Source organism: Caballeronia sp. AZ10_KS36 (assembly GCF_023631105.1).
In the GTDB taxonomy this organism is placed as follows: domain Bacteria; phylum Pseudomonadota; class Gammaproteobacteria; order Burkholderiales; family Burkholderiaceae; genus Caballeronia.
On the sequence record NZ_JALQDQ010000002.1, the window covers coordinates 14,118 to 26,277 of the forward strand.

The 12,160-nt window shown below is 64.8% G+C and carries 12 protein-coding genes; 1 reads left to right on the forward strand and 11 read right to left on the reverse strand.

Features of this window, described 5'->3' with window-relative positions:
* Position 1: 1 nt before the first annotated feature.
* The 9 genes from ruvB to NCR35_RS03150 form a co-directional block, all read right to left on the reverse strand.
* A complete protein-coding gene (gene ruvB / locus NCR35_RS03110; protein WP_175939449.1) occupies positions 2-1,063 on the reverse strand; it encodes a Holliday junction branch migration DNA helicase RuvB in 1,062 nt (353 codons plus the stop codon).
* Positions 1,064-1,143: 80 nt separating this feature from the next.
* A complete protein-coding gene (ruvA, locus tag NCR35_RS03115; RefSeq protein WP_244847879.1) occupies positions 1,144-1,725 on the reverse strand; it encodes a Holliday junction branch migration protein RuvA in 582 nt (193 codons plus the stop codon).
* Positions 1,726-1,749: 24 nt separating this feature from the next.
* Positions 1,750-2,292, reverse strand: coding sequence for a crossover junction endodeoxyribonuclease RuvC (ruvC, locus tag NCR35_RS03120; protein ID WP_250533011.1), 543 nt, complete (start codon positions 2,290-2,292; stop codon positions 1,750-1,752).
* 89 nt (positions 2,293-2,381) lie between these two features.
* Positions 2,382-3,947 carry a bifunctional phosphoribosylaminoimidazolecarboxamide formyltransferase/IMP cyclohydrolase gene (purH, locus tag NCR35_RS03125; protein WP_250533012.1) on the reverse strand — a complete coding sequence of 522 codons (1,566 nt, stop codon included), beginning with the start codon at positions 3,945-3,947 and terminating at the stop codon, positions 2,382-2,384.
* A gap of 64 nt (positions 3,948-4,011) precedes the next feature.
* Positions 4,012-4,245 (reverse strand): Fis family transcriptional regulator, encoded by a 234-nt coding sequence (locus tag NCR35_RS03130; RefSeq protein WP_175939453.1) that lies wholly within the window; start codon positions 4,243-4,245, stop codon positions 4,012-4,014.
* Entirely contained in the window at positions 4,242-5,333 is a 1,092-nt protein-coding gene (gene dusB / locus NCR35_RS03135; RefSeq protein WP_250533013.1) for a tRNA dihydrouridine synthase DusB, read from the reverse strand. The genes NCR35_RS03130 and dusB overlap by 4 nt, the downstream gene beginning before the upstream one ends.
* Positions 5,334-5,540: 207 nt before the next feature.
* Positions 5,541-6,740, reverse strand: a complete 1,200-nt coding sequence (locus tag NCR35_RS03140) for a UbiH/UbiF/VisC/COQ6 family ubiquinone biosynthesis hydroxylase (protein WP_250533014.1) — start codon at positions 6,738-6,740, stop codon at positions 5,541-5,543.
* A 10-nt stretch (positions 6,741-6,750) separates the two neighbouring features.
* Positions 6,751-8,148 (reverse strand): aminopeptidase P N-terminal domain-containing protein, encoded by a 1,398-nt coding sequence (locus tag NCR35_RS03145; protein WP_250533015.1) that lies wholly within the window; start codon positions 8,146-8,148, stop codon positions 6,751-6,753.
* A gap of 115 nt (positions 8,149-8,263) precedes the next feature.
* On the reverse strand, positions 8,264-9,565 hold the full coding sequence (locus NCR35_RS03150; protein ID WP_250533016.1) for a THUMP domain-containing class I SAM-dependent RNA methyltransferase: 1,302 nt from the start codon (positions 9,563-9,565) through the stop codon (positions 8,264-8,266).
* Between the two features lie 511 nt (positions 9,566-10,076).
* Here NCR35_RS03150 and NCR35_RS03155 point away from each other — a divergent pair.
* Positions 10,077-10,307, forward strand: coding sequence for a hypothetical protein (locus tag NCR35_RS03155; protein WP_250533017.1), 231 nt, complete (start codon positions 10,077-10,079; stop codon positions 10,305-10,307).
* Between the two features lie 81 nt (positions 10,308-10,388).
* Here the strand turns inward: NCR35_RS03155 and NCR35_RS03160 are convergent, their stop codons facing one another.
* A complete protein-coding gene (locus NCR35_RS03160; protein ID WP_250533018.1) occupies positions 10,389-11,831 on the reverse strand; it encodes an NAD(P)(+) transhydrogenase (Re/Si-specific) subunit beta in 1,443 nt (480 codons plus the stop codon).
* The gene (locus tag NCR35_RS03165; RefSeq protein ID WP_175939459.1) at positions 11,832-12,152 is read right to left on the reverse strand and encodes an NAD(P) transhydrogenase subunit alpha part 2; all 321 of its coding nucleotides are present in this window, start codon (positions 12,150-12,152) and stop codon (positions 11,832-11,834) included. It lies immediately after the preceding gene.
* Positions 12,153-12,160 lie beyond the last annotated feature (8 nt).

Here is a 12,160-nt window from a genome sequence, read left to right on the forward strand (position 1 = left end):
GCTAGCCGTTGTTGGCGTCCCAGAGGTCGCGGATCGGGCCGCCGTCCGGCGCGGCAATGCCGAAGTGCCGATACGTCAGCAAGGTCGCGACGCGCCCGCGCGGCGTGCGCTGCAAATAGCCTTGCTGGATCAGATACGGTTCCAGCACGTCTTCGATGGTGTCGCGTTCTTCGCCGATGGCCGCCGCGAGGTTATCGACGCCGACAGGCCCGCCGTCGAACTTGTGCAGGATCGCTTCGAGCAGCTTCCGGTCCATCAGGTCGAAGCCGACCGGATCGACGTCCAGCATCTTCAGCGCAGCATCCGCCACTTCCGCCGTGATGCTGCCGTTCGCCTTCACTTCCGCGTAGTCGCGCACGCGGCGCAGCAGCCGGTTCGCGATACGCGGCGTGCCGCGCGAACGCCGCGCGATTTCGAGCGCGCCCTCGGGCACGATGTCCGCCTTCAGGAGCGACGCCGAGCGCGACACGATACGCGCGAGCTCGTTCGCGTTATAGAACTCCAGCCGCGACACGATGCCGAAGCGGTCGCGCAGCGGATTCGTCAGCATGCCCGCGCGCGTGGTCGCGCCGACGAGCGTGAACGGCTGAAGATCCAGCTTCACGCTGCGCGCGGCCGGCCCTTCGCCGATCATGATGTCGATCTGATAATCCTCGAGCGCCGGGTACAGGATTTCCTCGACGACCGGCGACAGCCGATGAATCTCGTCGATGAAAAGCACGTCGTTCGCTTCGAGATTGGTGAGCAGCGCGGCGAGGTCGCCTGCGCGCTCCAGCACCGGCCCCGACGTCTGCCGCAGATTCACGCCCATTTCCCGCGCGATGATATGCGCGAGCGTGGTCTTGCCGAGACCCGGAGGGCCGAACAGCAGCACATGATCCAGCGCTTCGGAACGCCGCTTGGCCGCTTCGATGAAGATTTCGAGCTGCCCGCGCACCTTTTCCTGCCCCACGTATTCGTCGAGCTGGCGCGGTCGCAGCGCGCGCTCGAAGGCTTCTTCGTTCGGCGAGACGGGCGTGGCCGAGATGATGCGTTCGGCGGCGAGTTTGTCGGTTTCGATCATGGGTCGATTGTACAGCGAGCCTTCTCGCCGCGAACCTGGCCGAACGGCCTAGTGGCGCACAGCGCCGGGCGCCCCGAGAATCAGGCTTTCGAGAGCGCCTTCAACGCGAGCTTGATGCCTTCCGAGACGCCCGTACCCGCCGGCACGTTCTTGATGGCGGCGAGCGCTTCCTTCTCGGAATAGCCGAGCGCGAGCAGCGCATTGAGAATGTCGGACGCATGGTCGGACTGCGAAGCGGCGCTCGCCATTGCGCCGAGATCGGCGCCGAGCTTGCCCTTCAGTTCGAGCAGCAGGCGTTCAGCCGTCTTCTTGCCGATGCCCGGCACGCGCGTCAAGCGCGCGGTGTCTTGCGTCGTCACCGTCTGCGCAAGCTCTTGGACGCTCATGCCGGAAAGCACCGCGAGCGCCATGCGCGCGCCGATGCCGCTGATCTTTAACAATTCGCGAAACGTCGCGCGTTCCTGCGATGTGAGGAAGCCGTAGAGCAGATGCGCGTCCTCGCGCACGATCATCTGCGTGAGCAGTACAACCTTGTCGCCCGCGTTCGGCAGGTTGTAGAACGTGCTCATCGGCACGTCGATTTCATAGCCGACGCCGTTGCAGTCGACGAGCAGGTGCGGCGGATTTTTTTCCAGCAGAACGCCGGCGATGCGACCAATCATGTTTGCGTTATCGAATGAAAAGATTTAGCCGATGAGCCTGCCGCGCCGCACGCGCAGGCCTTTCTTCGCGAGCGACGGCGCAATGCCGCCGAGCGTGGCGAGCCCCGTGCCGCCGTGCGCGTGACAGATGGCCATGCCGAGCGCGTCGGCGGCGTCGGTGCTCGGCACGCCCGTAAGATTCAGCAGGCGCACGACCATGTGCTGCATCTGCTCCTTGGTCGCGCGGCCGTAGCCGACAACAGCCTGCTTCAGTTGCAGCGCGGTGTATTCGGCGACCGGCACGCCGCTCGCGACCAGCCCGCAAATGGCCGCGCCGCGCGCCTGCCCGAGCAGCAGCGTCGATTGCGGATTGACGTTGACGAAGACTTTCTCGATCGCCGCCTGATCGGGATTGTGCTGCCGGATCAGCGTGGAAATGCCGTCGAAGATGGTGTTCAGGCGCGAAGGCAAATCGGCGTCGGCCGTCTTGATGACGCCGCTCGTCACATAGTTGAGCGAGTGCCCCGCCATGTCGATGATGCCGAAGCCCGTCACGCGCAGGCCGGGGTCGATGCCTAGTATTCTCATTCGTTCGCGATGCGGCTCGTCCAAAGTGAAATGGCCTGCTTGCGCGACTCGACGCGCAAACAGGCCAATACTAAATGAACTCGGCGCGATTAATGGCGGAAATGGCGCGTGCCGGTGAGGATCATCGCGACATTGTGCTCGTCGGCGGCGGCGACCACTTCGTCGTCGCGCATGGAGCCGCCCGGCTGGATCACGCAGGTCGCGCCCGCGTTCACCACGACGTCGAGGCCGTCGCGGAACGGGAAAAACGCATCCGATGCGACCGCCGAGCCGTTGAGCGAGAGACCTGCGTTCTGCGCCTTGATGCCCGCGATGCGCGCCGAATCCACGCGGCTCATCTGGCCCGCGCCGACGCCGAGCGTCATGCCGCCGCCGCAGAAAACGATGGCGTTCGACTTCACGTACTTCGCCACGCGCCAGGCGAACATCAGATCGTCCATTTCCTTCGGCGTCGGATGGCGCTTGGTGACGACGCGCAATTCATGCGGCTGCACGTTCTTGGAGTCGAGCGACTGAACCAGCAGACCGCCGCCCACGCGCTTTAGGTCGAATGCGTTGTGGCCGTCGCCGAGCGCGATTTGCAGCAAGCGCACGTTCTGCTTCGCGGCGAACACGGCACGCGCGGCTTCGCTGAACGAAGGCGCGATCAGCACTTCGACGAACTGCTTCGCCACGGCCTGCGCCGCCGCTTCGTCCACTTCGCGATTGAACGCGATGATGCCGCCGAACGCCGAAGTGGGATCCGTCTGGAACGCCTTCGAGTAAGCCTCGTGCGCGTTCGCGCCGATGGCGACGCCGCACGGATTCGCGTGCTTGATGATGACGCACGCCGGCGCGTCGAAGGTCTTCACGCATTCCCACGCGGCGTCCGAATCCGCGATGTTGTTGTACGAGAGTTCCTTGCCCTGCAACTGCTCGTAGTTGGCGAGCGCGCCGGCGGGCACCGAAAGATCGCGGTAGAACGCCGCGCTTTGATGCGGGTTTTCGCCGTAGCGCAGGTCCTGCACCTTCTCGAACGCCAGATTGAACGTGGCGGGGTAGGTGTTGCGCTCGCTGTGCTGAAGCGTGTCGGTGAGGCTCGTCAGATAATTCGTGATCGCGCCGTCGTACTGCGCGGTGTGCGCGAAGACCTTCGTCGCGAGCCGCAAGTTCGTCGCATAGCCGACGCTGTTGTTGTTCGCGCGCATTTCGTCGAGCACGGCGGCGTAGTCGGCCGGATCGACGATGACGGTCACATCGCGATGATTCTTCGCCGCTGAGCGCAGCATGGTCGGCCCGCCGATGTCGATGTTCTCGATGGCGTCTTCCAGCGAGCACTGTTCCTTCGCCACCGTCTGCACGAACGGATACAGGTTGACGACGAGCAGGTCGATCGTCGGAATGTCGTGCTTCTCCAGCGCGGCCATGTGCTCGGGCAGATCGCGGCGCGCGAGAATGCCGCCGTGCACCTTGGGATGCAGCGTCTTCACGCGCCCATCCAGCATTTCCGGGAAGCCGGTGTAGTCGGCGACTTCGGTCACGGGCAGTCCCGCGTCCGCGAGCAGTTTCGCCGTGCCGCCGGTCGAAAGAAGCCTGACGCCGAGCTGCGAGAGCGATTGGGCGAATTCGACGATGCCGGACTTGTCGGAAACCGAGATGAGCGCTTGCTTGATCATGATGAACACTGAAACCAGAAAGGATAACCAGGCCGGACTCGAGGCGCGCGCCTCGTCCGAAGAATCAAATCAATCCGTGCTGCTGAAGTTTCTTGCGTAGCGTGTTGCGGTTGATGCCGAGATACTCGGCGGCGAGCGACTGATTGCCGCCTGCCTGCGCGAGCACCACTTCGAGCATCGGTTTCTCCACGCACGAGATCACCATGTCGTATACGTCGTGCGGGTTCGAGCCGTCCAGGTCCTGAAAGTAGCTGTCGAGGCTCTGGCGGACGCATTGTTCGATGTTATGTCTGCTCATGCGGCGATTCGTCGGTCTGTGTTGTTCTGTCCGCCGCACGATTCTTCATCGGCCGCTTCGTCTGCGTCCGCGGCCTCATCCACATAGACGAGACGGTCTGACAGCGCCTTTTGCGCGTCGAAGAATTCGTTCACAGCGAACAATTGTTCTTTGGTCGTGTCGAGCGTATTCATCCGGTGCCGGAAGGTGTTGGCCCCGGAAAGGCCGCGAGTGTACCAGCCGATGTGCTTGCGCGCAGTCCGCACGCCCGTGAATTCGCCGTAGAACGCGTAGTGATCTTCGAGGTGCTCGTTCATCACCTGCTGGATCTCGTCGATGCGCGGCGGCGGCATGCGCTCGCCCGTCGCAAGGAAGTGCTCGATCTCGCGGAAGAGCCACGGCCGGCCCTGCGCCGCGCGGCCGATCATGATGGCGTCCGCGCCGGTTGCCGCGAGCACGTCGCGCGCTTTTTCGGGCGTCGCGATGTCGCCGTTCGCGACGACCGGAATCTTCACCGACGCCTTCACGGCGGCGATGGTCTCGTACTCCGCGTCGCCCTTATACAAGTCGGCGCGCGTGCGTCCGTGCACGGTCAGCATGGAGATGCCGGCATTCTCGGCAATGCGCGCGATGGTCAGCGCATTCTTGTTCTCGCGATTCCAGCCCGTGCGAATCTTGAGCGTGACCGGCACCGCGTCCGGGCCGACGCCGACCGCCTGCACGACCGCCTCGACGATGCGCGCGACCAGCGGTTCGTTCTGCAAGAGCGCCGATCCCGCGGCGACGTTGCACACCTTCTTGGCCGGGCAGCCCATGTTGATGTCGATGATCTGCGCGCCGTTCGCCACGTTGTGACGCGCGGCTTCGGCGAGCATCTGCGGGTCGGCGCCCGCGATCTGCACGGCAATCGGCTCGACCTCGCCCGCATGGTTCGCGCGGCGCATGGTCTTTTCGCTCTTCCACAACTGCGCGTTGGACGCGACCATCTCCGACACCGCGTAGCCCGCGCCCATGCGCTTGCACAACTGGCGGAACGGCCGGTCGGTGACGCCTGCCATCGGAGCGACGAACAGGTTATTGCGCAGAACGTGTGAACCGATGATGGGCATGAAGTCGGGGCACCGGGCGGGCGAACGTTCGGCAAGGAGCGCCGTGTCGCGTCAGACGGATGCAGGAATGCGGAAGGGAAACGCGTATTTTAACGCTAAGCGAGTGCTGAAATTAAGAGCAATCGCGTGCAAGTGTTTAAATCTTCTATGAAAGCAGACGCGGCCATAGAGGATAAGTCGCGCGTCTGCCACACAAGTCGCACAGGTTCAGCGCCGCTGGCCGAACATCATCTGCCGCGCGAGCGCCGTTTTGAGCGGCGGCAGGAATTCGAGCGCAGTCAGCGCCAGCCCGCGCGCGGCGGCGAGCGGCGCAAAATCCACCGTGAAGATGCGGGCGAGCGTATCCGTCGCGCCGATGGTGAAGCGCCGGTCGAGCGCGCGCCGCTGTGCGAAATGCGCGAGCGCGAGCGGGCGCGGTCCGTCGGTCGAGAGGGCGTCGCAGAGCGCCTGCGCGTCGCGCAGCCCGAGGTTCAAGCCCTGGCCCGCCACCGGATGCAGCGTTTGCGCCGCGTTGCCGATGGCGACCGTGCGCCGGTCCACCAGCGTGTCGAGCGCCGTCAGCCCGAGCGGGTACGCCGCCCGCCCGACGATGCGCGTAAAGCGCCCCATGCGCGAGCCGAACGCGACGCCGAGTTCGGCGAGGAAGGCGTCGTCGTCGAGCTGCATGCGTCGCGCGGCTTCATCGGGCGAGCAGCACCAGACGAGCGAATAGTCCGCGTGACGCTGGCCGCCGCACGGCAGAAGCGCAATCGGGCCTTGATTCGTGAAGCGTTCCCACGCGACGTTGGCTTGCGGGTCCGACACGCTCACGGTGCCGACGATGGCCGTCTGCCCGTAGTCGCGAGCCCGGCGCTGCGCGGATTCCGCGACATCGCGCGGACCTTGCTGATACAGCCCGCCTTCTGCGTTGACCAGCACGCGCACCCGGATCATGCGCTCGACACCGCCTGATTGCAGCGGCAAGGTCACGCCTTCGTTGTCCTGCAAGGGCGGCAGGGCGGAAGTATCGGTGAGCCAATCGACCTTAGTCGCACGCACGGCCTTCGCGAGCGCGCTGACGAGCGAGCCGTAGCGCACCACGTAACCGAGTTCCGGCAAGTCGTGTTCGTCGTGCTCGATCAGCGTGCGCCCGAAATGCCCGCGCTGCGAAACGTGAATGCGGCGGATCGGCGTGACGTCGGCGGGAAAGCCGAGCGGCTGGAGCATGACGCGGCTGCCGTGCGAAAGCGCGAGCGAGCGCGGATCGTTCGCGGCGGCTTCGGGCGTGCGCGCGTCGATCAGCGCGATGGAAAGCCGCGAGGTCGCGCTGCGCCGCGCGAGCCAGCCGGCGAGCGCGAGCCCGACCGGCCCCGCGCCGACGATGGCGATGTCGTAATCGAAATGCGGCTGCGTGGTGGCGTCGCTCATGTCGTGAGGTTCAATGGCTGATGGATTCGCGCATGAGCGCCTCGATCTCGTCGGCTGCGACGGGGACTTCGCGCGTCAGCAAATCGCAGCCGCCGGGCGTGACGAGCGCGTCGTCTTCGATTCGGATGCCTGTGTTCCAGAAGCGCTCGGGCACGTCCTCGGCGGCGCGCACGTACAGGCCCGGCTCGATGGTCAGCACGTTGCCGGCCACGAGCGTACGCCAGGGACGCGCGCCTTGCTCGTCGCGCGGGCCGTCGGCTTCCCGATACTCGCCCGCGTCATGCACATCCATGCCGAGCCAATGGCCGGTGCGATGCATATAGAAGCGCGCGTAGGCGCGTTCCGCGATGACGTTCTCCACGCCGCCGAACTTCGCTTTATCGAGGATGCCGGTGTCGAGCAGACCTTGCGACAGCACTTCGAGCGCGGCCTGATGCGGCGCGTCGAAGCTCACGCCCGCACGCGTCGCGTCGATGGCGGCGGACTGCGCGGCGAGCACGATGTCATAGAGCTCGCGCTGCGCTGGCGTGAAACGGCCGCTTGCCGGGAACGTGCGCGTGATGTCGGAGGCGTAGCCGTCCAGCTCGCACGCGGCGTCGATGAGGACGAGGTCGCCGTCGCGCAGGATTGCATTGCCCGCCGGGTAATGCAGCACGCAGGCATTCGCGCCCGTAGCCACGATGGAACCGTACGCGGGCGCTTGCGCGCCGCGCCGCCGGAACGTGTAGAGCAGTTCCGCTTCGAGTTCGTATTCGCGCATGCCGGGGCGGCAAGCGTGCATCGCGCGGCGGTGCGCCTCGGCGGAGATGGATGCCGCGCGGCGCATGATCGCGATCTCGTGCGCGTCCTTCACCATCCGCATTTCGTCGATGATCGGCAACAGATGCTGCGCCCGCGTCGGCGCGCGCACGCCGCTGCGGCTTTGCGCCCGTACGGCGTCGAGCCAGCCGCGAACCTTGGCGTCGAGTTCAGCCGACGTTCCGAGCGCGTAAAAGAGCGCGGGCTGGTCGGCGAGAAGGCGCGGCATGTGTTCGTCGAGCGCGCCGATGGCAAAGGCGGCATCGAAACCGAACGCCTCGGCGGCAGCTTCGGGGCCGTAGCGAAAGCCTTCCCATGTCTCCCGTTCGGCGTTCTTCTCCCGACAGAACAGGATAGACGCGGGCTCGCCATCCCGCGCGCTCGCGTTCAGCACGAGCGTCGCCTCGGGTTCGCTGAAGCCGGTCAGGTAATAGAAGTAGCTGTCGTGGCGGAACGGATAGTCGGTGTCGCGATTGCGCATGACTTCCGGCGCGGTCGAAAGGACGGCGAGCCCGCCGCCCTGCGCGCGCAACTGCGCGAGCACACGCTCGCGGCGGCTGCGGTAGACATCGACGGCGATCGGGCTGACATCTTCGGTAAGTGAGTTCATGCGCCGATTGTAGCGCCGGCCTACAAGCTGCGCGAATAGGCCATTCGGCCTAGTGGTCGCATGTCACACGGCGGGGCATACTCGCCCGAAAGCGGTCGAGCTCGTTACCGCGTGCCTACTCTTGCACCCGGTTGCGCACGCTGCCCGCCACGAGGTCGAAGCGGAACAGCCGGCATTCGAGCGCGCCGTTGAACAGCGGCGTCTTGGTCGATTCGCGCAGCCGGAGCATGCCGGGCAGCTTGCGGTCGGACGTCAGCACATAGGCGCGCCAGCCGGGGAAGCGCTGCTTGAGCGCGTTGCCGAACGAGACGAAGAATTCGGTGTCGGCGGGATCGGGCTGGGCGCGGGCGAATGCGTCGTCGTCCTCGCGGCGCGACCGAGCCGTGTCGCGGATTTCGCCGCGCGGGCCGCGTCCGCGCACTTCGATGCGTTCGCCATACGGCGGATTCGCGACGAGGATGCCGGGCGCCTCGGTGGGCGGCGTCATGTTGCGGGCGTCCACCTGCTTGAGCGAGAGTTCCGGCACGCCGGCGCGGCTCAGGTTCGCGCGCGCCTTGTCGAGCATGTCGCCGGAGATGTCGCTGCCGAAGATGTTGATGTCCTTCGCGTTGGCGCGCGCGGCGCGCTTCGCTTCCATCGCGGCGTTCTTGAGCTTTTGCCACATGCCCGGATGGAACGGCTTCAGCTTTTCGAAGCCGAAGCGCCGCTCGCTGCCTGGCGCGATGTTGAGCGCGGTTTGCGCGGCCTCGGCGAGGAAGGTGCCGCTGCCGCACATCGGATCGAAAAGGGGCGTGCCGGGCGTCCATCCGGTGAGGCGCAGAATGCCGGCGGCAAGATTTTCGCGAAGGGGCGCCGCGCCCTTGTCGAGCCGCCAGCCGCGCTTGAAGAGCGGTTCGCCGGAGGTGTCGAGATAGAGCGTGCACTCGTTCATGGTGAGGAACGCGAACACGCGCACGTCGGGCTGCGCCGTATCGATGCTCGGGCGTGCGCCGCTCAGATCGCGCAGGCGGTCGCACACGGCGTCTTTTACGCGCAGCGTGGTGAATTCAAGGCTCTTGAGCGGCGATTTGATCGCCGTCAGATCGACGCGCATGGTCTGGCTCGGCGTGAACCACTGTTCCCATCGCTGCCGATGCGTCAGTTCGTAGATATCGTGCTCATTGCGATACGGGCCGTGCGCGATCTTCAGCAACACGCGGCTCGCGATGCGCGAGTGCAGGTTCGCCGCCATGCCCGCGACCCAGCCGCCCCGGAAGTGCACGCCGCCCGGCACTTGCGCGCCGACGGTGAGCGGACCGCTTCCCGAGAGCGGCGCAGTGCTGACGTGTCGCTCCCCGATCTCGGCAAGCTCGGCGGCGAGCGGCGCTTCGAGACCGCGCGGGCAGGGGACAAACCAGTCGAAGAGAGGGGAGGACATGTGGGGCGGTTGCGGGGTTCAAAGGCGGTATTGTACGCGGGGGAACTTCGAAAGGCTGTGCGCTAGAATCTGCCGCCGCGTCGTTTCCGGCCCGCGCCGGCCAAGGAAATGGCAACGTCTCCTTCCGCTTCGGCACAGACGGTCAGTAACTCCGGCGGTCTTTCATTCGCAAAGTGTTAGTCCGTGCAAGCAGCCCGATACACGCATTCGCTATCAAATTCTAAAAATGGTCAATTGGGCTTATTTCCCGAGGTCCGACAAAGCGACGCGTCTTGCCGTCGGCGTTGTCCAGGCAATCGACGAAGTTCATTCGTCGATTGCTTCGGATAGACATGCGCTTCCGAGCAACGGTGTTCTGGCTTATGTTGCCGCGCCTCTTGTAAAACTCGGCTTCGCCGTCGAGGCAGGGAAAAAGCACGCGGACAAGATTCGCGTCCCCGTCTTATATGGCAACAACGGATGAGTCGCCAAGGCATTCGAAGCGGATGCCTATCACGCGGACGAACGGTACGTGGTCGAGGTCGAGGCCGGACGTGGAGTGACCAACAACCAGTTCCTCAAAGGCCTCTTCCAAGCGTGCATGATGGATGACGTCGACTATCTGGCGATTGCAGTCCGGAACGTCTACGTTGCCGCGGGCGTGACGAACCCAGACTTCGACCGCGTCGTCACGTTCTTCGACACCCTCTTGGCGAGCAACCGGATGCGGCTTCGTCTGAAGGGTATCTTGATCGTTGGCTAATGAATGGAATGGTGCGTGGCATGACTTTATGCGCTCGTCCACGGCTGGCGAACGAGCGCGGTTCTTCTTAGTCGCCAACCCTCACTCCACCGCCTTCATCATCTCCTCGACCACCTTCTTCGCATCCCCGAACACCATCATCGTCTTGTCCATATAGAAGAGTTCGTTATCGAGCCCGGCGTAGCCCGCCGCCATCGACCGCTTGTTCACGATGATCGTCCGCGCCTTGTACGCTTCGAGGATAGGCATGCCCGCGATAGGCGATTTCGGGTCCGTCTTCGCAGCCGGGTTCACTACGTCGTTGGCGCCGAGCACGAGCACCACGTCCGTCTGCCCGAACTCGCTGTTGATGTCCTCCATCTCCTGAACCATCTCGTACGGCACTTCGGCTTCCGCGAGCAGTACGTTCATGTGCCCCGGCATGCGCCCCGCGACCGGGTGAATCGCATACCGCACGTCGATGCCCTTTTCAACGAGCTTGTCCGTCAGCTCCTTCAGCGCGTGCTGCGCGCGTGCGACGGCGAGCCCGTAACCCGGCACGATCACCACGCTTTCGGCGTTGCCGAGCATGAAGGCGGCATCATCGGCGGAACCGGATTTCACCGGCCGCTGCTCCTGCGCGCCGCCCGCCGCCGCGCCGCCCGCCTCGCCGCCGAAGCCGCCCAGAATCACGTTGAAGAACGAGCGGTTCATGGCGCGGCACATGATGTACGAGAGAATCGCGCCCGAGGAACCGACCAGCGATCCCGCGATGATCAGCATCGGATTGTTGAGCGAAAAGCCGATGCCCGCCGCCGCCCAGCCGGAGTACGAATTGAGCATGGAGACGACGACCGGCATGTCCGCGCCGCCGATCGGAATGATGATGAGCACGCCCAGCGCAAACGCGATCAGCGTCATGATGACGAACGGCAGCCACGACTGCGTCACCATGAAGATGATGCCGAACCCGATCATCGCGACAGCCAGCAGCAGATTGATCAGATGCTGCCCCGAGTACACCACCGGCGCGCCCTGAAAAAGCCGGAACTTGTACTTGCCCGAAAGCTTGCCGAACGCGATGACCGATCCCGAAAACGTGATCGCGCCGACGAACGTGCCGATGAACAACTCGACGCGATTGCCGTACGGAATCAGATCGCCCGGCGGCGCGAGTCCGAACGCGGACGGCTCCGCAACCACCGCATACGCGATGCACACGGCCGCGAGACCGATCAGCGAGTGCATCGCGGCGACGAGCTCGGGCATCTTCGTCATCTCGACTTTGGCCGCGATATACGCGCCCGCCGCGCCGCCGATAATCAACGCGGCGAACAGAAGCGAGAGCCCGAGCGAGAGATTGGATCCGAGATAAGCGGCCTGTTTCGCGATCAGCGCGAGCGTCGTGAAAATGGCGATCGCCATGCCCGCCATGCCGAACGTATTGCCGATGCGCGCGGTCTTCGGATTCGACAGGCCCTTGAGCGCCTGAATGAAGCACACCGAAGCGATCAGATACAGCAGAGTGACGACGTTCATGCTCATTTACGCGCCCTCCTTGCTGGTCAGCTTCCTCGGCTCCTTCTTCTTGAACATTTCGAGCATGCGCCGCGTGACGAGAAAGCCGCCGAACACGTTCACCGCGGCGAGCAGCACCGCCAGCGCGCCGAAGAACTTGCCCGTGCCGCCGACCGTCAGACCGACCGCGAGCATCGCGCCGACGATCACGATCGCCGAAATGGCGTTCGTCACGGCCATGAGCGGCGTATGCAGCGCGGGCGTCACGTTCCAGACCACGTGATAGCCGACGTAGATCGCCAGCACGAAGATGATGAGGTTGATCACCGTATGGTTGATGACGTCCATGTTCGTCT

Coding starts and splice junctions, on each gene's coding strand:
- ruvA (WP_244847879.1), bottom strand. CDS start 1,725: ATGATTGGTCGCATCGCCGGCGTTCTGCTGGAAAAAAATCCGCCGCAC.
- purH (WP_250533012.1), bottom strand. CDS start 3,947: ATGATCAAGCAAGCGCTCATCTCGGTTTCCGACAAGTCCGGCATCGTC.
- NCR35_RS03130 (WP_175939453.1), bottom strand. CDS start 4,245: ATGAGCAGACATAACATCGAACAATGCGTCCGCCAGAGCCTCGACAGC.
- NCR35_RS03165 (WP_175939459.1), bottom strand. CDS start 12,152: ATGGACGTCATCAACCATACGGTGATCAACCTCATCATCTTCGTGCTG.
- NCR35_RS03140 (WP_250533014.1), bottom strand. CDS start 6,740: ATGAGCGACGCCACCACGCAGCCGCATTTCGATTACGACATCGCCATC.
- ruvC (WP_250533011.1), bottom strand. CDS start 2,292: ATGAGAATACTAGGCATCGACCCCGGCCTGCGCGTGACGGGCTTCGGC.
- NCR35_RS03145 (WP_250533015.1), bottom strand. CDS start 8,148: ATGAACTCACTTACCGAAGATGTCAGCCCGATCGCCGTCGATGTCTAC.
- NCR35_RS03150 (WP_250533016.1), bottom strand. CDS start 9,565: ATGTCCTCCCCTCTCTTCGACTGGTTTGTCCCCTGCCCGCGCGGTCTC.
- ruvB (WP_175939449.1), bottom strand. CDS start 1,063: ATGATCGAAACCGACAAACTCGCCGCCGAACGCATCATCTCGGCCACG.
- dusB (WP_250533013.1), bottom strand. CDS start 5,333: ATGCCCATCATCGGTTCACACGTTCTGCGCAATAACCTGTTCGTCGCT.
- NCR35_RS03160 (WP_250533018.1), bottom strand. CDS start 11,831: ATGAGCATGAACGTCGTCACTCTGCTGTATCTGATCGCTTCGGTGTGC.